The sequence below is a fragment of the Fundidesulfovibrio butyratiphilus genome, assembly GCF_054657235.1.
In genome coordinates this window covers 635,807-656,025 of sequence record NZ_BAAHXA010000001.1, presented here as the reverse complement: position 1 = coordinate 656,025, position 20,219 = coordinate 635,807, and the positions used below count along the sequence as shown (strand labels likewise).

General features: G+C 65.0%; 17 protein-coding genes. 3 read left to right on the top strand and 14 right to left on the bottom strand.

Annotation, left to right across the window (positions count from 1 at the left end; all coding sequences use genetic code 11):
• Positions 1–2: 2 nt before the first annotated feature.
• Genes hemA through ACYQ01_RS03310 form a run of 3 tightly spaced genes read right to left on the bottom strand, consistent with a single transcriptional unit; the run spans position 3 to position 2,822 of the window.
• Entirely contained in the window at positions 3–1,340 is a 1,338-nt protein-coding gene (hemA, locus tag ACYQ01_RS03320; protein WP_459932410.1) for a glutamyl-tRNA reductase, read from the bottom strand.
• Positions 1,340–2,158: a cytochrome C assembly family protein gene (locus ACYQ01_RS03315; protein ID WP_459932409.1), complete on the bottom strand. Its 819-nt coding sequence runs from the start codon at positions 2,156–2,158 to the stop codon at positions 1,340–1,342. Before ACYQ01_RS03315 ends, hemA begins: the two co-directional genes overlap by 1 nt.
• Entirely contained in the window at positions 2,145–2,822 is a 678-nt protein-coding gene (locus ACYQ01_RS03310; RefSeq protein ID WP_459932408.1) for a precorrin-2 dehydrogenase/sirohydrochlorin ferrochelatase family protein, read from the bottom strand. The genes ACYQ01_RS03315 and ACYQ01_RS03310 overlap by 14 nt, the downstream gene beginning before the upstream one ends.
• A 234-nt stretch (positions 2,823–3,056) precedes the next feature.
• Between ACYQ01_RS03310 and ACYQ01_RS03305 the strand changes: the two genes are divergently transcribed.
• The 3 genes from ACYQ01_RS03305 (at position 3,057) to ACYQ01_RS03295 (ending at position 7,262) form a co-directional block, all read left to right on the top strand.
• A complete protein-coding gene (locus tag ACYQ01_RS03305) occupies positions 3,057–4,295 on the top strand; it encodes a glycosyltransferase family 9 protein (RefSeq protein WP_459932407.1) in 1,239 nt (412 codons plus the stop codon).
• Positions 4,292–5,560, top strand: a complete 1,269-nt coding sequence (locus ACYQ01_RS03300) for a CgeB family protein (protein ID WP_459932406.1) — start codon at positions 4,292–4,294, stop codon at positions 5,558–5,560. The genes ACYQ01_RS03305 and ACYQ01_RS03300 overlap by 4 nt, the downstream gene beginning before the upstream one ends.
• Positions 5,561–5,747: 187 nt before the next feature.
• Entirely contained in the window at positions 5,748–7,262 is a 1,515-nt protein-coding gene (locus ACYQ01_RS03295) for a GGDEF domain-containing protein (RefSeq protein ID WP_459932405.1), read from the top strand.
• A gap of 153 nt (positions 7,263–7,415) precedes the next feature.
• Here the strand turns inward: ACYQ01_RS03295 and ACYQ01_RS03290 are convergent, their stop codons facing one another.
• The 11 genes from ACYQ01_RS03290 to ACYQ01_RS03240 all read right to left on the bottom strand — a co-directional run bounded on the left by ACYQ01_RS03290 (position 7,416) and on the right by ACYQ01_RS03240 (position 20,208).
• Positions 7,416–8,219 carry a hypothetical protein gene (locus ACYQ01_RS03290; protein WP_459932404.1) on the bottom strand — a complete coding sequence of 268 codons (804 nt, stop codon included), beginning with the start codon at positions 8,217–8,219 and terminating at the stop codon, positions 7,416–7,418.
• Between the two features lie 248 nt (positions 8,220–8,467).
• Positions 8,468–10,765 (bottom strand): ATP-binding protein, encoded by a 2,298-nt coding sequence (locus tag ACYQ01_RS03285; protein ID WP_459932403.1) that lies wholly within the window; start codon positions 10,763–10,765, stop codon positions 8,468–8,470.
• A gap of 476 nt (positions 10,766–11,241) precedes the next feature.
• On the bottom strand, positions 11,242–11,604 hold the full coding sequence (locus ACYQ01_RS03280; RefSeq protein ID WP_459932402.1) for a response regulator: 363 nt from the start codon (positions 11,602–11,604) through the stop codon (positions 11,242–11,244).
• A 279-nt stretch (positions 11,605–11,883) separates the two neighbouring features.
• The gene (panC, locus tag ACYQ01_RS03275) at positions 11,884–12,729 is read right to left on the bottom strand and encodes a pantoate--beta-alanine ligase (protein ID WP_459932401.1); all 846 of its coding nucleotides are present in this window, start codon (positions 12,727–12,729) and stop codon (positions 11,884–11,886) included.
• A 555-nt stretch (positions 12,730–13,284) separates the two neighbouring features.
• Positions 13,285–14,736 (bottom strand): sugar transferase, encoded by a 1,452-nt coding sequence (locus ACYQ01_RS03270; protein ID WP_459932400.1) that lies wholly within the window; start codon positions 14,734–14,736, stop codon positions 13,285–13,287.
• A 5-nt stretch (positions 14,737–14,741) separates the two neighbouring features.
• A complete protein-coding gene (locus tag ACYQ01_RS03265) occupies positions 14,742–15,170 on the bottom strand; it encodes an ATP-binding protein (protein ID WP_488193206.1) in 429 nt (142 codons plus the stop codon).
• A 15-nt stretch (positions 15,171–15,185) separates the two neighbouring features.
• Positions 15,186–15,923 carry a sugar transferase gene (locus ACYQ01_RS03260; RefSeq protein WP_459932398.1) on the bottom strand — a complete coding sequence of 246 codons (738 nt, stop codon included), beginning with the start codon at positions 15,921–15,923 and terminating at the stop codon, positions 15,186–15,188.
• 10 nt (positions 15,924–15,933) lie between these two features.
• A complete protein-coding gene (locus tag ACYQ01_RS03255) occupies positions 15,934–16,299 on the bottom strand; it encodes an STAS domain-containing protein (protein ID WP_459932397.1) in 366 nt (121 codons plus the stop codon).
• Positions 16,300–16,555: 256 nt separating this feature from the next.
• Positions 16,556–18,502: a YgiQ family radical SAM protein gene (locus tag ACYQ01_RS03250; protein WP_459932396.1), complete on the bottom strand. Its 1,947-nt coding sequence runs from the start codon at positions 18,500–18,502 to the stop codon at positions 16,556–16,558.
• Between the two features lie 123 nt (positions 18,503–18,625).
• A complete protein-coding gene (locus tag ACYQ01_RS03245) occupies positions 18,626–18,892 on the bottom strand; it encodes a hypothetical protein (RefSeq protein ID WP_459932395.1) in 267 nt (88 codons plus the stop codon).
• Between the two features lie 125 nt (positions 18,893–19,017).
• Positions 19,018–20,208 carry a GAK system CofD-like protein gene (locus ACYQ01_RS03240; protein WP_459932394.1) on the bottom strand — a complete coding sequence of 397 codons (1,191 nt, stop codon included), beginning with the start codon at positions 20,206–20,208 and terminating at the stop codon, positions 19,018–19,020.
• Positions 20,209–20,219: the final 11 nt, after the last annotated feature.

Here is a 20,219-nt window from a genome sequence, read left to right as displayed (position 1 = left end):
GGCTAAACCTCCTCGCCGTCCCTGGCCCCGGGCTTGCGGTCCTGATGAGCGTCGGGGGGCGGACATTCGTCGTCGAGGTTGAACATGCGCCGGGCCAGGTCGAGAAACCGTTCGCCGCCGTCTTCTTCCTCGGCTCGACGCTTGAGAAAAAGCATGGGTTCCCGATAGAGCTTGCGGGCCAGCGTCAAGGCCATGACCTCCACGGCCTGGCGCGTTTCCTCGGGACAGGACGGGCCGAGCCGACGCAGGGTGGTGGCGATTTCCTTGCGGGCCAGGATTTCGCCGCGCCCCAGCAGGTCGACGATGGTGGGTTGCAGATCCAACGACCTGAGCCACAGGGAAAACTTGTGGGTCTCGGCTCCGATGATCTCTCGGGCTTTTTCGGCCTCGGCCTGGCGTTGGGCCTTGTTTTCCTCCACCACTTCTTTCAAGTCGTCTATGTCGTAGAGGTAGACGTTGTCCAGGCTGTTCACGTCCGGGTCGATGTCGCGGGGCACGGCGATGTCGATGAAGAACATGGGCTTGTTCTTGCGTTTTTTCAGCACGCTCTTGATGTCGCGCGCCCGGATGATGGGCTCGGGCGATCCGGTGGAGCTGATGACGATATCCACCTCGGGCAAGGCGTCTATGACCCCGGAAAAGGTCACGGCCTTGCCTTTGAATCGTTTGGCCAATTCCTCGGCGCGTTCGAAGGTGCGGTTCGCCACCAAAATCGAGCGCACGCCGGCGCCGGCCAGATGGGTGGCGGCCAGTTCGGCCATTTCTCCCGCGCCGATGAGCAGGGCTTTCTTGTCGGTCATGGACCCGAAGATGCGCTTGGCCAGCTCCACGGCGGCGTAGCTGATGGAGACGGCGCTGGCGCCGATGCCGGTTTCCGTGCGCACGCGTTTGGCCGTGGAAAAGGCCTTGTGCAGCAGACGGTTGACCACCACCTTGGCCAGTCCCTTGTCCACCGCGGTGCGATAGGACTGCTTGAGTTGCCCCAGAATTTGGGGTTCGCCCAAGACCAGGGAGTCGAGTCCCGAGGCCACGGTGAAGAGATGGCGCACGGCTTCGAGGCCGGTCTTGTGGTAGACATGGGGCGTGAGCCTGGCCACGGATTGTCCCGAGGCCTCGGCCCAGCAGGCGAGCACCTCGCGGCGCACGTCGATCCGGGGCGGGGCCACGGCCAGGATTTCCACCCGATTGCAGGTGGAAAGCACCATGGCCTCGTTGACGGCGCTCGAAAGTCCGGCCAGGGCCAATTCAAAGCGCTCCTGGGCGCTCAGGGCGAAGCATTCCCGCTCTTCCACGTCTGTGGTGCGGTGATTGAGTCCGAAGAGATGGATTTCGTGCTGCATCAGGCCAAACTGTGGTGCGATCTCACCAGGAAGTTGATGATGAGTATGGACGCCAGGCACAGGCCGAAGACCCAGATGGCCAGCCAGGCGGTTTTGCGTCCGCGCCAGCCCACGGTGAAGCGCTGGTGGAACAGGAAGGCGAACAGCACCCAGATGGCCACGGCGGTGATTTCCTTGGGATCGAAGGAAAAAAAGCGGTTCCAGGTGACCGCGGCCCAGGCGAACCCCGAAACCAATCCGATGGTGTAGAGGGGAAAACCCAGGGCCACGGCCAGGCGGTTGGCCTTGTCCAGGCTTTCCAGGGGGGGCATGGCGGCCCAGGGGCCGGTGAGTTTCTCTTTGCTTTTTATTTTGCGGTGCACGATGAGATAGCCCACTCCCGCGCCGCAGGCCACGGCCAAAAGCCCGATGGCCGCGAACAGCGCGCAGATGTGCAGGCCGAAAAACAGGCCGGAAAGGGCGGTGGGCAGCTTGACGCCGGCGAAGGTCACGGCTCGGGAGCCCATAAGCAGCACCATGGCCAGGGGCGTGGCCACCAGGGCCAGAAAGGAAAGGCGCAGCTTGAACCAGAGCAGAAACAGGATGAGCAGCACGCTCCAGGAAAGCAGGCTTACGTAGAATTCGCCGCTGGAAAGTCCCCAGCCGCCCAGAACCATGCGGGCCAGGGCCGCGGTGTGCAGGACGAAGCCCGCGGCCGTGACCGCTCCGCCCGCCATCTTGGGTCGCTGACTGCGCAGGAGCGCGCCGGCGATGTGGCCGCAACTGCCCAGAAAGTACGCCGCCAGGGCGGCGAGTTGCAAGGCGTCAACAGAGTCCATCAAGAAGCTCCGCAATCCGGGCGTGGAGCGCCTCGGGGAGAAATTGGGCCAGTTCCCGGCCGGCCGCGTCCCGGTCGGCGCGTTTCAGGGCGTCCAGCAGTCCCGAGTGGACCAGTCCCTTGAAAATCGCGCCGTTGGCCGGCGAACCCAGGCCCAGGGCCAGCACCATGGGCCGCAGACGGCTCATGAGCGTGAGCACGGCTCCGTACTGGCTTCCCAGGTAGTCTTCCATGTCCTGGCGGATCTTGCGGGCCAGGGCCGGGGAGCCCCCGCCGGTGGAGATGGCCACCGTGAGGTCGCCCTGGGTGTAGAGGGCCGGCACGATGAAGCTGCACTTTTCGGGCTGGTCCACAATGTTGCACAGGATGTTGCGTTCCCGGCAGGCCCGGCTGATACGCCAGTTGAGGTCTTCGTTCGAGGTGGAGGCGATGACCAGGAACCGTCCTTCCAGGTCGGACTCGTCGAAGGGGCGTTGCTCGAAGCTCACGGCCGGATGGGCCAGAACCTCTTCGAGTTCGGAATCAGGCGGACGGATGTCGAGCACCAGCACGCGTCTGGCCCCGCAGGCGGACAGGGAGCCGATCTTGCGACGGCCCACCTCGCCCGCGCCCACCACCAGGCAGTCCTTGCGGGTCAGGTCGGCGAAGAGGGGATAATAACGCATGGGCGGCACCCTAGCAAAACACCAGCCGGCCGAAAACCGCTTTCTTTCCCCGAGACCTTGGGCTAACAGCCTGAAACGTAACGCCGGAAGAGGACACGCCCGCCGCCGGAGAAAGACGGGGCCGGGAAATCCGCCGTCACACCGGGGCGCGCGGCGACAGGATTTTTCCCAGGTTGCGCCGTTTTCCGGTCGCCCCGCGACCCTTTCGCAAGCTGGGTTTCGCGCGGAGCGCCCATGAAAAACGTGCTTGTCATTCAACTGGCCCGGTTGGGCGATCTGGTGCAGACCAAGCGGCTGGTGCGCTCGCTTTCGGCCCAAGGCCCGCGCGTCCACCTGCTGGTGGACCGGAGTCTGGGCGGGCTGGCCGTGCGGATCTACCCCCGGGCCGAGGTCCACGTCGTGGACGCCCATTCCCGGCCGGACCCCCAGGCGCTGCTCGCGCATCTGTCCGAGTTGCGCGACATCGATTTCAAGGCTGTCTACAATCTCAATTTTTCCGGCCTGAATTTGGCCCTGTCCACACTCTTCGACCCGGACCGGGTGCGCGGACACGTTTTGCGCCAGGGCCAGCCCCACCGCGACCCCTTGACCGCCCTGGCCTTTCGTCTGACCGCCAGGCGCAGGCCCTGGGGCGTCAACCTGGCCGATTTGTGGGCGGCGCACGCCGTGCCCATGGTCGATCCGGGCGCGGTCAATCCCGAGGCCGAACCGGGCGGGCGGGGCCTGGGCGTGGTGCTGGCCGGACGCCAGGCCAGACGCTCCCTGCCACCCGAAGCGCTGGCCTGCCTGGTGGCGGCTTCGGCCGGAGGGCTGGGCGGCAAGGCGCGCATCGTCCTGTTCGGCTCGTCGGCCGAGCGGAGCGCGGCCAGAGCGCTCATCGCCTTGTTGCCCGCCCGTCTGCAAGGCGTCATCGAAGACCTCACCGGCCGCACGTCCCTGGCCGACCTGCCCGAAGCCCTGTCCGGCCTGGACCGTCTGCTCACCCCGGACACCGGGCTCATGCATGTGGCCGCGCACGTGGGCGTGCCGATCACGGCGTTTTTTCTTTCGTCGGCATGGTGCCACGAGACCGGCCCCTACGGCCGGGGACACACCGTCTGGCAGGCCGTGACCGAGTGCGCCCCGTGCCTGGAGTCCGCGCCCTGCGAAAACGCCCTGGCCTGCCTGGAACCTTTCAAGAGCCGCGAGCTGTTGCGCCAGGCCGCCGGAAGGGGCGGCGAGCCCCCGGCCGGTCTGTCCGGGTATCGCACGGACCTGGACGCCCTGGGCGCGGTGAACGCGCTCTTTGCCGGCCGGGACCCCGGCGCCGGAAGCCGGGCCAGGCTCAGGGGCTATCTGGCCAGACGTTTGGGCGTCGAGGCCGGACAGGCCTTGCCCGCGGCCCCCGACCTGGAGGAGTCCCTGTCCGCGGACACGGACGTCTTTCTGCCCCATCGTCCCGGCCCCTTTCCCGGGCCTTGGAGTGACGCATGAACGCCGCTTCCCCCCTGCGCGTGCTGGTGGTGCTGCCGCTTTACGGCGGCTCCCTGTCCGTCGGCTTGAGCTGCGCCAGAGCCCTGGCTTCCATGGGACATCTGGTGGAGGTGTTCGAGGCCCCGGACTTTTACGGAGCGTTTTCGGCTCTCAAGACCCTGCGGGTCACCTCCGAGCGGCTCGCCTATCTGGAGCAGTCCTTTCTGCAGGTGGTGTCCCAGGCGGCTTTGGCCAAGGCCGAGACCTTCGTGCCGGATTTGGTGCTGGCCATGGCCCAGGCGCCGCTCACCCGGCAGGCGCTCAAGAGGCTGTCCAAGGCCGGCGTGCCCACGGTCATGTGGTTCGTGGAGGATTTTCGTCTTTTCACCTACTGGGAGTCCTACGCGCCGTTCTACGACGTGTTCGCGGTGATCCAGAAGGAACCGTTGCTTGGCAAGCTGGCGGAAATCGGGGTGCGAAACGCCCTGTACTTGCCCCTGGCCGCCGATCCGGACTTCCATCGCCCCCTGGAGCTTTCCCCGGTGGAACGCCGGCTCTACGGCGCGGATGTCTCGTTTTTGGGCGCGGGCTATCCCAATCGTCGCCTGGCGTTTCGGGAACTCATGGAGTTCAAGCCCAGGATATGGGGCTCGGACTGGGACGGCGAAGAGGTGCTGGCCCCCTACCTGCAACGGCGCGGGGAGCGCATAGCGCCCGAGGAGGCGGTGAAGATCTTTGGCGCCACCGCCGTGAACCTCAATCTGCATTCGAGCGTTTCCGTCAAGGACCTGGTGAGCCGCGGCGACTTCGTGAACCCGCGCACCTTCGAGCTGGCCATGTGCGGGGCCTTTCAACTGGTGGACGAACGCACCCTCTTGCCCGAGCTTTTCGCTCCGGACGAGCTGGCCACCTTCCGCACCGTGGAGGAACTCAAGGCGGCCATCGTCCATTTCCTGGCTCATCCGCAAGAACGCCAGGCCTTCGCGGATCGGGCCCGCGCCCGGGCGCTTCGCGACCACACCTATCAGGCGCGCATGCAAACCCTTCTCGACTTCGTGGCCGATCGCTTTCCCGGCTGGCCGACGCCCCGAAGCGGCCAGGCGGCCTTGTCCGCCCTGCCCGAAGCCTATCGCCAAGAGGCAGCCGACCTGCTGGGCGGCCTGGGCCTGACCGAATCCGCGCCGTTCGACGACCTGGTGTGGGCCGTACGGGCCAAGGCCGGACGCCTCACGCCCCTGGAAACGGCCATCCTGTTCCTCGACGAGTGGCGCAAGCAGTACGGATGACGCGCCGGAGGCATGCGGCGACGCGAGCCGCAACCCCGGACAGTCGTTTTCCTTTTCGCACGGGGGGTTCCCGGTCGTGGAAGAGCCGCCGGACACGGGGCGTGGCCCCCTTGCCTGTCTGGCTGGGAAGCCGTATCAAAAGCATAGGGCGCGCACGGCATCCGGTCCTGGCGCTCAAGATTCCCCAATGACGAACGACCTGAACCCTCCTCTTTCCTGGTGCGGCGAATTCAAGGACCATGTTCTCGAAGCCGCCTATCGCGCCCAGCGTTTGCCGGAAACCGCGCGGTTTGTCCGAACGGTTTTCGCCTGCGCTGTGGCGTGCAACGCGCTGTTTTACGCCAACGACCTGCGCTATCTGGACACGCCGCATTTTCTGCCGGCGTTGGCGGGGCGCACGGTCCTGGTACTGATTTCGGCGGCGTGTTTCGTCCTGGCGTCCCGGGCGGGAACCTTTCGCAGGCTGCAAAACCTCTGCGTGGCCTGGTGTGTTCCGGCCATCGCGGCCTGTTCGGTGCTCGTCAGCATTGGCACGACCGTGGCCCTGGTCGTGATCTTCCTGTTGCCTTTGATCTTTCACCTGCTGTTACCCATGTCCTTTCGGCTCACGCTGGCCGCGGGCCTGGTGTGCGGGGTATCCACCCTGAGCGCCTATCTCATGACGGTCCCGGAATGGGGAACGCGCGTGGGCCTGGCGCTGAGCCTGTTGTTCGCCAACGTGCTCCTGGGCTTGGTCCGCCTGCAATCCAACCGGCTGCGTCGTACGGAATGGGCGTCCACCCGTCAGCTTCGGACCGTCAACCGGGAGCTTTCGGAGCAGCATCATATGCTGTCGGCCCTGGTGCGCGCCGTCCCCACGCCGTTGGTGGTCATGTCCATGATCACCGGACGCGTGATTCTGGCCAACGACGCGGCCCGCACCTACTTTCATGAGCTCATGCCGGACTCCACCCTGGACGTGACCAAAATCTTCGACAGAAAGGAGCTGCTCAGGCTTGCCCGCAACCAACCTCTGGACGGGCGGTCCAAGGAGTTCGAAACCCGCCTGCGTCTGGGCGACGGCACTTGGCTGAACGTGCTGTTGGCCACGGCCGTGGTGCGGGTGCACGGCGAGCGGGCCCTGTTGGTTTCGGTGGTGGACATCACGCCGCACAAGCTCCTGGAAGCCCGGTTGCATCATCTGGCCAGCGTCGATCCGCTCACCGGCCTGTACAACCGGAGCCGGTTTTTCGCTTTGGCCGACGAGGAGATCAGACGCGCGGAACGCTACGGCAGGTCGCTGGCCGTGGTCATGTTGGATATCGACTATTTCAAGGATATCAACGACACCTTTGGCCACGAAGCCGGCGACAAGGCGCTCAAGGCCTTTGCCAGGCTCTGCCTGGGGCTTTTGCGCGACTGCGACGTGGTGGGACGCCTGGGCGGGGAGGAATTCTGCCTGCTGCTGCCCGAAACCGGCATCGAAGGGGCGTTGGCCGTGGCCGAACGTCTTCGCGCCTCGGTGGCCGGCATGACCCTGGAGGGACTGTCCCGCCCCGTGACCGTGAGCCTGGGCGTCTCCCTGGTCAGGCCGGGAGAACCCCAGGCGGATCTGGCCGTCGCCCGCGCGGACCAGGCGCTGTACAAGGCCAAGCAGAACGGGCGCAATCGCGTGGAGCTTTTCGAAAGCGACCGGGAAGCGGAGCCGGCGGGTCAGGAATGAGCGCGGCGTGCCTCGCCTTGGCCTCGGGGCGGGCACGGGCGGGCCGGAAGGCGTTTCCTCTTCCCGCCGTGGTGGCATCCTTTCGGGGGCTGCGCACGCGCGCGATCTCGGCCGAAAACCGGGGCGGAACGGCCGTGTCCGTCACCGGTTCCGTCAGGCTTGGCCTTCAGTGGGCGTCGCTTGGGGTTCGGTTTCTGGCCCGGTGCTTTCCTTTTGCGTCTTTCTGGCAAGGTTATTGAGAAATACCGGATAGTTGCCCGTGTAGGCCCGCGTCCCCACGTGGGTGAAGGTAGAGAGGGTGTCGGCGTAGACTTCGCCCCCCAGGGCTGTCCAGCGTTTGCAAAAGGCGTAGTCCTCGGGAAGGTACTCGCGGGTTTCCGGGTCGATGAAGGTATCGAAAAAGGCGTAGTTGTCGTACATGTGATCGTAGGTCGAAGCGTAGGAGTAGTGGTACTTGAGCTCGGGATAGGCCTCGATCATCTTTGTGAACACGTGGCGTTTGATGAGCATGAATCCCGTGGAGCCGTACTCCACACTGCGAAAGCCGTGGTTGTCGGCCTTGCCGCCCAGTTTGAACTTCACGGTATAGGAAAGGGCGGCCGCCTCGGCTTCTTCCGCGTTGTATTTCGTCGGAATGGAACGCAGCTTCTTCACATCCAGGTGCTTGAGGGGATAGATGCCGCAGGCGATGTCCTTGTCGGCCTCCAGGTAGCGCAACAGCACCTCGGGAGCGAACCCGATATCGGAATCGATGAACAACAGGTGGGAGTATTCCTCCTGGCGGACGAATTCGTTGGCGATGAAGTTCCTGGCCCTGGTGATGAGGCTTTCGTGCGAAGGAGTCATGATGTCCACGTGCAGGCCGTCGCGTCCCAGACGGTTGACCATGTTGAAGAGCGAGATCATGTAGTTGACGGTGACGGTTCCGGCGTAGCAGGGCGTGCCCACGAGTATCATCGCGATTGTCCTTTGCGTTGGGGGATGTCCGTTCATGGTGGGCCATGGCCGTTTTTTTGGCAAGCGGGTCCGGGCGCTTCTTTTCCCGGAGCGGACCGGTTTCGCGTTTGCGTCTTCCCCGGTCCGGCCTTTGGGGAGCCTTCGCAAGCCGAGGGCGCTTCAGGCCCTTGTGTCAGAGGATGTGCCGCAGGGCGTATCGGTTACGCCCGCGTCGTACGGTCGTGCGGGAAAGCGGGGCTTCGGCCGGGCTACGCCTTTTGGGCGGGAGAAATTTCGGTCGTCGCCGCGTAGGGCAGGCGGATGACGAAGCGGGTCCCCTGGCCGGGTGCGGTAACGGCTTCGATGGTCCCTCCGTGCGTATTGACCACGATGAAATAGGCCAAGGCCAGTCCCAAGCCGGTGCCTTCTCCCGGGGCCTTGGTGCTGAACAGGGGCTCGAAGATGCGCTGGCGGACGCTTTCCTCCATGCCGGGGCCGTTGTCCTCCACTTCGAAGACGCAGTGCTCGCCTTGGCTGTGGACGCGCAGGATCAGCCTGGGCGGGGCGTGGGGCGTCGGTTGCGAGGCCATGGCCTGGGCGGCGTTGTAGAGCAGGTTGAAGACCACCTGTTCGATTTCCGCCGCCGAGCAGGGCACGTCGGGGGTGTCGGGGGCGTATTCCCGAACGATCTCGATCTGGCGGAAGTCGTACTTCTTTTTGAGATCGTAATCCGACGAGGCGATATCCACCACGCAGTCCAGGAGTTCGGGCAGGTTTTGCGGGGTCTTGGCCGACGCGCTCTTGCGGATGAAGCCCAACATGTTCCTGACGATCTTGGTGGCCCGTTCTCCCGATTCCCGCATGGATTCGAGAAATCCCAGAATGCCCCTGGCCTCCAGGTAGGCCCGCATGGCGGCGAGATCGCATCCAAGGTCCGTCGCGGTCCGGACGTTGGCCGGCAGGTCCGGCGACAGCCGGCGCATGATGATCTGCAACGACTGCAAGATGCCCGACAGGGGGTTGTTGATCTCGTGGGCCATGCCTCCGGCCAGACTGCCCACTGTGGACATCTTTTCGTTGCGGATGAGCAGCTCTTCCATGCGCACCCGGGTGGTCACATCGTCCACGCGCACCACCACGCCCTCTTCGCCGTTGCACACCAGGGGGTAGGCCAGAACGTCGACAAATCGCTCGTCGGTCCCCTGACCGAAGGGACGCTTTTCCATGACCAGGGGCTGGTCATGACGACCGGGTAGGCGGGTCGTGTCCACCAGGGGGGCCAGCCAGGCGAAGGATTCGGACAAGGGCTTGCCCAGGGCCGCCCGGGTGGGCGTCCCGGAGAGCTTGGCCGCGTTTTCGTTCCAGTGGGTCACCCACCCCTTCGCGTCCAGCCCGATGATGGCCGAGGGCATGGATTCGAGAATGTTGGCCAGCACGCCACGGGTTCTGATCAGGCTCCGGGTCGATTCCTTCAGGGCCTTACGTTCATGGTCCAAGGCCTGGGCCATGGCGTTGAAGGATTCGCCCAGGCGTCGCACTTCCAGGCTGCCTTCCCCGGTCTTGGCCCTGGCCGACAGGTCGAGCCGGCCCAGACGGTCGGCAACGGCCATGAGGTTGTTGAGCCCGCGCAACACCGATCGTTCTCCAAAGAGCAGGGCCACGGCCAGGGCTGCCAAGCCGGCCAGGGCCGTCAGGGAAAGATTGCGCAGCATGAGCCGGTGCCCGCGCGCGAAGGTCTGGTCCATGGAGAAGACGACCAGAATGGTCATGTAGGGTGGGGAGTCCTTGTCCAGGCGCAGGCGCGAGAAGGTGAAGAGCCCGTCGTTTCCGCCGATCAGGCGTTTTTCGTAAAACAGTCCTTCATCTTCCGTCGACTGGATGACGCCGGTCAAGACTTCCTCGCGCAGGCGACCGCCCAGCTGGAAGAAATCACTACGCGGATAGGTGAACATGCGCATGCCGGCATGGTCGAAAATGCTCACCTGCGCCTTGGGCGGGAGGGAGTATTTGTTCAGAAACGCCTGGTACTTTTCCAGAAGCAGCGACATTCCCAGCACGCCCACGGCGTTCCCGTTTTTGTCCCGAACGGGATAGGAAAAAACCACGACGGGTTTGTGCGAGGTGCGTCCGATGATGAATTCCCCGACGCTGAAGGCGTTGGTGCGCATGGCGGCCTGAAAATATTTGCGGTTGTCCAGACGGAAACCCCGAAACGGCGCCAGGGCCGAAGCGATGGCCACTCCCTTTTCGTCGGTGAGAAAGATGTTGGTCAGTTCCGGATGATGCTCCATGAGCGAGGTGAAAAGCGCGTCGCACTCGGCTTGCCGTCGGTTTTGCACCATGGGCAGGCTGGCCAACGTCATGAGCAGGGACCGGGCTTCCTGGGTGATGCCCTGCTGCATGGACGCCAGGGAGCTCGTCAATTTTTTCGCCTGGTCCAGGCAGTCCTCGCGGGCGTGCTGTTCGAATTCGTACCCGGTGAAGGCGATGATGGCCATGGCCGGCAGAGTGGCCAACAAGACAATGGCGGCCAGACCGATGCGTATGGAGTGGGTGAAGAGGTTCATGGGCGATCCTGTTCCGGAGCAACGACTTCCTGCTGCCTTTCCCTCGGTTTCGCCGCGTTTCGCGCGGTCGCTCCGAGAGATCGGCTGGTTCGTCCCGCAAATTCGAAACCGCTTCTATTGTACACCGCATTTTTCAGGACATGTCCAGAGCGGATTTCTCTCGGTCGATGCGAAGGTGGGCGAATCGGCATACGCTGTGGGGGAGCACAGACGAAAGGCTTCCGGTGTCACGAAGCCTTGGTCGGCGGAGGCAATGCGCCGTGTGTGAAGCCTTTGGCGGCGGAGGGAAAGTCGCTGGACAACGGCCGGGTCAACGGGCACGGCGCGGGGGGGGCACGGCGCGGGGAGAGGACACGGAGCGGGGGGCACGGCGCGTCGGACCCGGCTGGCTCTGGGCGGAAAAGCGTTCGAGGCCGGCTCCAGCGTTCCGTTCCCCCCCTTTTGGGGGCTTGGACCGCGGAACTGGCCGCAGGGGGCTACGCGTTGGAAAACAGTTGGCCCATCAGGGTCGAGAGTTGTTCCTGACTGGCTGGTTTGTTGAGCATGGCCGTCGCGCCGGCCTCAGCACATTTGGCCCGGGTGCTCGGCTGGATGTCGGCGGTGAGAATGGTCACCGGCAGTTCCTTCGAGGTGGCGCGGATGGCCGTCAGGGTCTCCACGCCGGACATGCCGGGCATGTTGAGGTCGAGAAAGACGGCGTCAGGCGGATTTTTTTGGATTATTTCCAGCCCTTCAGCCCCGGAAGCGGCCTCCATGGTGGCGAATCCCAGAGCTTTGAGAATCTTGGCGACGTTGAAACGCTGGAACATGGAGTCGTCAATGATGAGAACGGTGGGCATGAAAATTCTCCTGGTTCAGGGGGATCGATCGCCAGTGTCCCTCCAGGACGTGCGGGCGTCACGCGACACACGCCGGGGAAACGCCCGTTCGCCGGCCGGTCTTATTGAACCGCCGCGAGTGTGGCCCGGGCTCGCGGGGCCGTCGAGACTTCCAGGGACAACGGGGGTTTTACGTATTGCCCACAGGCGAGGCAAGGGTTTCTTCCGCGAAAAGGACGGGCGGGCCGGAGTCGTCGTCCGTCCCGCCCGCGCGGTCAGCGAGGATTTTGCATCAGGCTGTTACTCCACAAGCATGTTGTCGATCAGCCGGGCGCTGGGAAATTTCACCGCGGCGGCCAAAAGGGCCGGGCCCGAAAGCTGGCTCATGGTCTCGATGGTGTCGGGATGGACGAATTCGAGGTAATCGATTTCTCCCAGCGGAGCGTTTTGGCGCAGGTGCTCCACGGCCTTTTCCAGCAGGGCGGCCGCGCTGCGTTCGCCGGAAGCGGCCACTTTCGCGGCCAGGGCCAAGGCCTGGGAGATGGCCACGGCCTGGGAGCGCTCTTCGGGGTTCAGGTTGGCGTTGCGCGAACTCATGGCCAGGCCGTCGGCCTCGCGGACGATGGGCCGTCCCACGATGTCCACCGGCAGTCCCAGGTCCTTGGCCAGTCTGCGCACCACGGCCAGTTGCTGCCAGTCCTTTTGTCCGAAGACCGCGAAGGAGGGCATGGCCGCCACCAGCAGACGCGTCACAATGGTGGACACGCCGCGGAAAAAGACCGGACGCGATTTGCCGCACAGGTTTTTGCCCAGTCCCGGCACGTCGACCCAGGTGTCGTAGCTTTTGGGGTACATGGTCTGAGCTTCGGGGGCGAAGATGAGATCCACGCCCAGGCTTTCGGCCAACTCGCGGTCGCGGTCGAACGAGCGGGGGTAGCGGTCCAGGTCTTCGTTGGGGCCGAACTGGGCGGGGTTGACGAACAGGCTCATCATCACCTTGGCGGCGTCTTCACGGGCGTAGCGCAACAGGCTGGCGTGACCCTCGTGCAGAAAGCCCATGGTGGGTACGAGCCCCGTGCGCAAACCCTGGCAACGCCAGTCCCAGCAGATTTGGCGGAATTTGTCGATGTCGTGGACGATCTGCATGGTGCCTCCTTGGTGGTCGTGCGCGTCCGCAAAGGGCAAAGCCCATGCGGCGACGGCCTTTGGGTGTGGTCGACGCGCCCGGGGGCGCGGATTGGGCCGTGTCGAAACCGGCCGGGAGCAGCCCGCATGTGCGCTCCTCACGACGGATGCCGCGGGCTATGTCCTTGAAATTTTGGCCACGAGAGGTGTTTCGTATCTGGAAACATCGAGTGATGCTTGAGGAGAGTGTCGGGGGTCTCGCGGCCGCATCCCCCGCCGAAACGGCCTGTTGCCCAGGCTGATAAGCGATAATGCCTGGCCGGTAAAGCCTTTCCGCTCTTGCGCGATCCGCGTTTTTTCGCGGCCTGCTCGAAGCCTGGGGCAGTCTTGCGCGCAAGACTCGTCACCGGTGGAGGAAAGGCGCCGCGGGCGAAATGGTCGCGCGTCCCGCCGACCGCGCGGGCGGCGTTTGCCGTGATCCGGGGCGTCCGGGGCGTTTTGAAGTCGGCGGGAGTGACAGGGGGGCTGAAAACGGCCTGGGCAGGATTCTTTTCCGGGACGCTCGGCCACCAGGCCTCAGGACGCCTGGTTTTTCGTTCCGAACGGGGAACGGAACAGGCGGGCCAGGGATCGCAAGGCCAGGCGCATATCTTCGGAAAAGCTTCTGGTCTGGCAATAGTAGACTTCCATCACCCGTCGTTCCAGGTCGTCCGGCTCCGGGCCGTCCTGGGCGTCCCAGGGGCAAAACAGGCCGGCCCGGCAGAAAAAGCGGCTTTCGGCGAAACAGCCGGAGAGCTTTTCGGTCCGGTCGGGGGCAAGGGGCTCGACGCCCACCAGGTTGATGACCCCGCGCACCACGTCCCACAGGGCGGGCAGGCGGGACAGCAGGGGGGACGCGCTGTCGAACCCGTGCAAGGTTTCCATGTGGGGGGTCCACTGCCCGTCCAGGGTGGCCAGTCCCCAGCTCACGGCCAGGGTGCGTTTCCGCCAAAGGCTCGGCCGCGCCAGGCCGCGCAAGGCCATCGCGCCGAGCGCGGGCAAGGCCAGGAGGAGAAGCAGAGCCGCCAGCGCCCGTTGCGTCAGGTCCGAGGCCAGGGCCGCAAACGACACCGCCGAGGCCGCGCCGAGGATGAAAGGGTCGGGCACGTGCAGGCACGTGGCGTCGTCCAGGCTGACCAACAGGTCCTGGCAGGCCAGGTTGCGGTCCAGGGTGGTGTTGAGCCCCGCGAACGTGCCCGGAAGGACGGCGGCGTTGCTGATTTCCACGCCGTCGTCCACGATGCAGTTGTCGCCGATGACGGCCAGGGGCCCGATGCGGCATCCCGCCCCCACCACCACGTCCTGTCCCAGGCAGACGGGCTCCTGGAGAAGCGCCCGGGGATGGATACGGCAGTTGTGTCCGCGCATGGCGGACGAATCATCGGCAAAGGGAGGTTTTTTTTCGAGAAACCGGACATTGGCCGTCCACCAGGACTCCATGTCCCAAACGAGAAGCCCCTGACTCGGTCCGAACGTCCTGGTCTTGGCGAGGCGTTCCAGCAGGTGTTCCGGCGCGTCCGCGCCCCTGGCCAGACCGGCCAGGTCGCTTGCGCCCAGGAGCAGCAATTCCGCATCCGGCGCGCCGTTTTCTCCTGCCCAGTACAGGGCCGTCGATGCGCCGGGAGCGCTCCGGGTCGCGAGCAGGTCCGCCATGGGCGCGTCCGTGAGCACCAGGCCGGGCAGAACCAGCAGGTCTTCTGCCTGCGGGGGGGAAATCAGGCGCAGAATGCGGCCAAGGTCCTGGTTGTCGCGGACGGGCAGGTAGTTGAGCTCCACTCCGAAGCGTTTGCCGTCGTCGAGCATGGTCCCCACGTAGCCGGCCTGGTTGGAAACGGCCAGGGTGACGCGGCGTATTTTGCTCGCGCTCAGGTATTCGAGCATGTGGAAAAGCAGAGGTCTGTTCCCCACGGGCAAGAGACAGGTCGGCACGCGCGCGCTCAGGGCCTGGGGAAAGCACCCGGGCTTGTCGCAAACGATCAGGGCCTGCATGGGGCTCAGACCGTTTTGGCCAGAACGAGAACGTTCTCGTCGTTCTTGCGGCGATATTCCATGTCGTCCATGAGCTCACGCACGAAAAAAACGCCCAGCCCGGACTCGTTGGGCTTGTCCAGGTCCGGTTCCGGGATCTGACAGGGATCGAACGGAGCGCCGTTGTCCCGGATGCGGATGATCACCTTCCCGGAATTTTCCCCCAGGTCGAGGTGCAAGGCGCCGGGATGGTCCTCGGGGTAGGCGTACTTCATGATGTTGGTGCAGGCCTCGGAAACGGCCAGCTCCAAATGGAAAAGGAGAAGCGGATCGGGGTTTTGGCCCAGAATGTTTTCGAAAAAACGTTTGGCGAAGGCCACAAGCCCTGGCAGCTCGTTCGGATTCGCCGAGCATTCGAATGAAGCGACATAACAGTCCTGATCGCAGACGCCCATTGGAACCTCGTCCTGCTAGTAGGCCCCCCGTCCGGAAAGAACGGCCGGGACGGTCTTGAGGAGTATTGTCAAATCCAGCGCCAGACTCTGGCTCTGAATGTAGCGCTTGTCCAAAGCCACTTGCTGGGAAAAGGACAGTTCGCTGCGTCCGCCGATCTGCCACAGGCAGGTGACGCCGGGCTTGACGGCCAGGCGTTCGCGGTCGGCCGGGGCGTACAGGTCCACTTCCTTGGGAAGCGGGGGTCTGGGGCCCACCAGGGACATGTCCCCCTTGAGCACGTTGACGAACTGGGGCAGTTCGTCCAGGGAATATTTGCGCAAGATCCTGCCTACGCGCGTCACCCTGGGGTCCTGGCGTATCTTGAAGATCACTTGGCCGGCCTCGTTGGCGTCTTCCAGGGTCGATTGTTGCGACTCGGCCCCCATGTACATGGTGCGCAGCTTGTACATGGCGAAGGGCTTGCCGAAACGTCCGATTCTGGTCTGGGAGAAAAAGGTCGGTCCCTTGTCCTCGATTTTGATGCACACCGCGCACAGGCCCAGCACCGGGGCGCTCAACACCAGACCGACAAGCCCGCCCAGGATGTCCAGCACGCGCTTGACCATGTGGCTTGTTCCCACCACCGCCCGCCAGAGCAGACGCTTGCGCCAGTACCTGGCCATGGAGGCCAGGGTGGGCAGGCCGGAGGAATAGCGCTTGTCCAGGCTTTCGAGCAGCCGCAGACGATCGGCGTCGGGCGTGGGGGAGGTCACGGCCGTGACTCTAGTCGAAAGCCGCCAGGGCGCTTTGGACGGATTCGAAGATGTCGAACACCTTGTTCAACCGGGTGAGCATGAAGAGCGACTTCACTTCCGGCGACAGACAGGCCAACTTGATGTCGCCTTTTTTTTGTCCCAAAAGACGCAGAAGCGAAACCAGCGCGCCCAGACCCGAGCTGTCCAGAAAACGCAGTTGGCTGAAGTCGATGACGAAAAAAACTTTTCCCTGCTCCGCCAGTTCGGTAAGGGCGGCCTTGAACCGGCCCACGCTGTTGGTGTCCAGACGTCCGGCCAAGGTGACGAGGGTCGCTTTTGACGAAGCCTGGGGGATCAGGTTCATGGTGAAGGCGTTTTGTCCGGTCTGGTCCACGCTGTCTCCTTGGTGTGGCATTGCCGAGCCGTTTGGGCTCGTTCAGGGAAAAAAGACGGGGCGGAAACGAATTCCCCTTGGCACATACGTGGCGCAAGTGGCGCAAGGCGCGCCGGGAACCGGAATCCGGCCCCCCGGAAGCGTTTCGCCGCGCTACGTTGTGAGGGACGGTATGGGTTTTTTCTTCTCGCAACTCTTGCGAATGTCTATAGTGGCCCAAGGCCGAGCCGATTGCAAGAAGGAGTGGAAGGGGAATTTACCCGTTTCGTTTTCGGGGGGCGCCCGTCCGGGTGGATCGGGACGTATTTCTTTTCGCGTCGTCCGTGTTCTTGAAACGCCCGGAGGAATGGCGTCGCGCCCCCGCAAAGGGGGTGGGTGCTTCCTTTCGCGCCCGCGACGGCTGTCCGTTGTGCGCGTGAGCGGTTCCTTCCTGATGGTCGATATCGTGTCGCCGTTCGGCATTTCGCCGCGGGCCGGCCAAAAGGCCGTGCTGGGCCAGGCGTCCGGCGTCGGTCGTTTCCACGTACAGGGGGCGTCCCTTGGTGTCGACCCGGGCGAAGAACATGGCGGCGGCCATGGTCCCGGGCAAGGGGATGAAGCATTGCACCTGCTCGGGTTTCCAGCCGTTTTGGCGCAGCCAGTCGGCCATGTCCCGCATGTCCTGGCGCGTGCAGCCGGGAAAGGCGCTCATCAGGTATGGTATGAGGTACTGCTTCTTGCCGGCTCTGGCGCTTTGGGCCTCGAACAGGCGGCGAAACTCCTCGAAAACCGCGAAGCCGGGCTTTCGCATCAGGGCCAGAACGTGGGGGGAAATGTGCTCCGGGGCCACCTTGGCCTGGCCGCCCACATAGTCGCGCACCATGCGCTCCATGGCCCTGGGGTCTTCCAGGGCCAAGTCCATGCGCCAGCCGCTGGCCACCCGCACGTGGCGCACATGGGGCAGGGCTTTCAGGGCGTCCAGCAAATCCACATAGCCGTTCTGGTCCAGGGAAAATTGGGGGCACAGGGAGGGCGTCAGGCAACTGGGGCGCACGCAGCGCGAGGGATCGCCCAGGCAGCGCGCCCCCCACATGTTGGCGCTCGGGCCCCCGGCGTCGCTGATGGACCCGGTGAAGCCCGCGAGGTCCCGGAAGCGCGCGGCTTCGTTCAGAACGGAGTCGCGGCTCCTGGAGCGGACGCGTCGTCCCTGATGCAGGGCCAGGGCGCAGAAGGAGCATCCTCCCGCGCATCCTCGGTGCGTGGTCAGGCTGGTGCGCATCATGGCCGTGGCCGGAATGGGTTTTGTGTAGACGGGGTGGGGCTCGCGGGTGAAGGGCAGTTCGGCCAGGGCGTCCAGGTCCGCGCCTTCGATCCCCCGGCCCGGCGGCGTGAGGATGACCAGACGGTCGCCGCTCGGCTGTACGGCCACATGAGTGTCCTGATGCACGTGGCGTTCGAGCAGGGAAGTGGCTTCGACGAGCAGTCGGGGGTCGGCGTGTATGGCTTCGTGGGAGGGCAGGGTGAGGACCGGCATCCCCTGGGGGACGTCTTCGGTCCGGCCGGCGAAGGCCGCGCCGGGCAGGCGCGACACCAGGGCGCGCAGGGCCGCCGGGTCGGGGTTGGGCGTTTGGTCCAGGGCCCGGGCCAGGGCCAGCAGGGAGTGCTCGGCCATGCCGTAGAGCACGGCCGTGGCCTTGGCGTCGAGCACGATGGAGCGGCGCAGGGCGTCGGTCCAGAAATCGTAGTGGGAGACGCGGCGAAGGGAGGCCTCTATGCCGCCAAGCACCACCGGCAGTCCGGGAAAGGCCCGCCTGGCCAGGTTGGCGTAGACCGTGGCCGCCCGGTTGGGCCGGGCGCCCGCCTGTCCTCCCGGGGTGTAGGCGTCCTCGGAGCGTTTTTTGCGAAAGGCGGTGTAATGGGCCAGCATGGAGTCGAGCGCGCCGGCGCTGACCCCGACGAAGAGGCGGGGACGGCCCATGGACAGCAGGGCCGAGGGGTCGGTCCAGCCGGGTTGGGCGCAGATGCCCGTGCGCAATCCGTGGGCCACCAGCCAGCGACCGAGCAGGGGCACGCCGAACGAGGGATGGTCCACGTAGGCGTCGCCGGAGATCAGCAGCACGTCGAGTTCCGCCCAGTCCAGGGCGTGCATTTCCTCCGCGCTCATGGGCAGAAAGCGCGGTTGCCTGAGGGCGGGGCGGCTGGTCCGGGGCGATGATTCGGGCATGGGATGGCCTTGGTGGGCGTTTGGGCGGCGCGGCTGGGCAAAGGACCGCGTTCGGTTGCGCGGCGGTGGAAATTCGCGTGCGTGCGGGTGCGTCCCGCGACCGTTTCAGGAATCTGGGGCCGTTTACGTGGGCAGCATGTGGCGCACGCAACGCACGTCGTCCACATGCACCACCACTTCCTGCCGCCCGGGCCGGCCGTTCTTGCGGCACTTGCTGCAAATGAGCACCCGGCTGCCCGCCACGGCCACCACCAGTTCGCCCTGGTGGCGGGCGGAGTTCACCCGATCGCCGCTTCTGTAGGGCTTGGCGTGGCCGGTCGGTTTGGCCTTGGGCCTATCCTTCGGCTCATCGCGGACCAGGCTGGCCGCCTTGTGCGCGGGCGCGGTCATGCCGGCGAGGATGGCGACACGGGTTGCGGAAAAGGACGTGGTGAAAAGCGCATCGCTTCTTCATGCCCGTCTTGCCGGGCTTGGTCAATGGAAAGGCCTGGCGAAAGCCCCGGGCCGTCCTGGTCTTACGCCAGGGAAAGCAGATGCTCGATGACCCGTTGGCTGTCAAAAAGCGGGTTCGTCCGGTGGCCCTTGAGGTCGCCGCGTATCACGGTGACGCCCATGGCCTCGATCTGGCCCAGGTCCAAGGGGGACTGGTAGGTGGCGTCGTCCTGGTCGAGCAGGATGAAATTCAAGAGCGCGTCGATGGGCGTGGGTTCGGTGCAGCTTTCGCGCAGGTAGTGGAGCAGACGACGCACCGATTCGCCAAGTCCCAGGGAAAGTTGTTCCGGATCCCCGGCCGGATTGGGGATGAACACCTTGGGGCAGGCCACCCGGCTCAGGGCGTCTCCCACGCCTTTGGGCAGCAGGTTGGCCACCACGCTCGAGTAGAAGCTGCCCATGGGATAGCAGACGAGCTCTGCCGAGGCGACAAGCTCGCGCACCCGGTCGTTGACCGGGATGTTCACCGGCGTGGGATCGTCCTGGGAACGGCAGAGAAACACCCGCTTGATGGGACACGAAAGCGGTGCGCCCTCCTTGCCGGTGATGAGGTGCTGTCCGGCCAGCACGGTCCCGTCCACCAGCTCGGCGGCCAGGGTGAGGTCCGCGTTGACGATGGGCTTCACCAGGCCACGGGCTTCCACCAAGCGGGAGAACATGTAGATGACCGGATCGATGCGCCGGTTGTGGTTGAAGAACCCTCCGGCCAGGATGAGGTTGCCGATGCTGGCTCCGCGCAGGTCGAAGTCTTCGGGCATGTCGCGGCGAAAAAAGAACAGATGCGCCCGGATGATCTCGCGCATGGGTTCGGGCACGGCGGCCGCCAGGGGATGTTCGGCCTGGATGAAGGAATCGAGTTCGGCTCTCAGGGCAGAGGGCGGGCTGTTTTTGGGCAGACGGTGGGCGAACAGGGCGTAGATTTCCGGATTGCCGTGCAGGGAGCGGTCGGCCAGGGCCATGAGGCGGTTGCGCAGGTCGCCCACGGCCAGCATGCCGAAGCTCTTGCGCAACTGGGCCGAGGAGCCGCCCGAGTCGAAGGGCGTGATGAGGTGGATGGAGTTGTACGTATAGCGCAGGAGCAGGGTGGAAAGATCGCGCAGGGCCGTGCCGCCGGTGAAGAAGAGCACTCTGGGGCCGAGTTCGGGGGCCTTGAGGAACCGGGCCAGGGTCAAGGGATTGGGCACCGTGGTGGTGCGCTTGACGGTGATGCGCATGGGCGTGCTCG

Coding starts and splice junctions, on each gene's coding strand:
- ACYQ01_RS03245 (WP_459932395.1), bottom strand. CDS start 18,892: ATGACCGCGCCCGCGCACAAGGCGGCCAGCCTGGTCCGCGATGAGCCG.
- hemA (WP_459932410.1), bottom strand. CDS start 1,340: ATGCAGCACGAAATCCATCTCTTCGGACTCAATCACCGCACCACAGAC.
- ACYQ01_RS03295 (WP_459932405.1), top strand. CDS start 5,748: ATGACGAACGACCTGAACCCTCCTCTTTCCTGGTGCGGCGAATTCAAG.
- ACYQ01_RS03310 (WP_459932408.1), bottom strand. CDS start 2,822: ATGCGTTATTATCCCCTCTTCGCCGACCTGACCCGCAAGGACTGCCTG.
- ACYQ01_RS03240 (WP_459932394.1), bottom strand. CDS start 20,208: ATGCGCATCACCGTCAAGCGCACCACCACGGTGCCCAATCCCTTGACC.
- panC (WP_459932401.1), bottom strand. CDS start 12,729: ATGCAGATCGTCCACGACATCGACAAATTCCGCCAAATCTGCTGGGAC.
- ACYQ01_RS03300 (WP_459932406.1), top strand. CDS start 4,292: ATGAACGCCGCTTCCCCCCTGCGCGTGCTGGTGGTGCTGCCGCTTTAC.
- ACYQ01_RS03250 (WP_459932396.1), bottom strand. CDS start 18,502: ATGCCCGAATCATCGCCCCGGACCAGCCGCCCCGCCCTCAGGCAACCG.
- ACYQ01_RS03270 (WP_459932400.1), bottom strand. CDS start 14,736: ATGCAGGCCCTGATCGTTTGCGACAAGCCCGGGTGCTTTCCCCAGGCC.
- ACYQ01_RS03285 (WP_459932403.1), bottom strand. CDS start 10,765: ATGAACCTCTTCACCCACTCCATACGCATCGGTCTGGCCGCCATTGTC.
- ACYQ01_RS03290 (WP_459932404.1), bottom strand. CDS start 8,219: ATGATACTCGTGGGCACGCCCTGCTACGCCGGAACCGTCACCGTCAAC.
- ACYQ01_RS03315 (WP_459932409.1), bottom strand. CDS start 2,158: ATGGACTCTGTTGACGCCTTGCAACTCGCCGCCCTGGCGGCGTACTTT.
- ACYQ01_RS03265 (WP_488193206.1), bottom strand. CDS start 15,170: ATGGGCGTCTGCGATCAGGACTGTTATGTCGCTTCATTCGAATGCTCG.
- ACYQ01_RS03305 (WP_459932407.1), top strand. CDS start 3,057: ATGAAAAACGTGCTTGTCATTCAACTGGCCCGGTTGGGCGATCTGGTG.
- ACYQ01_RS03280 (WP_459932402.1), bottom strand. CDS start 11,604: ATGCCCACCGTTCTCATCATTGACGACTCCATGTTCCAGCGTTTCAAC.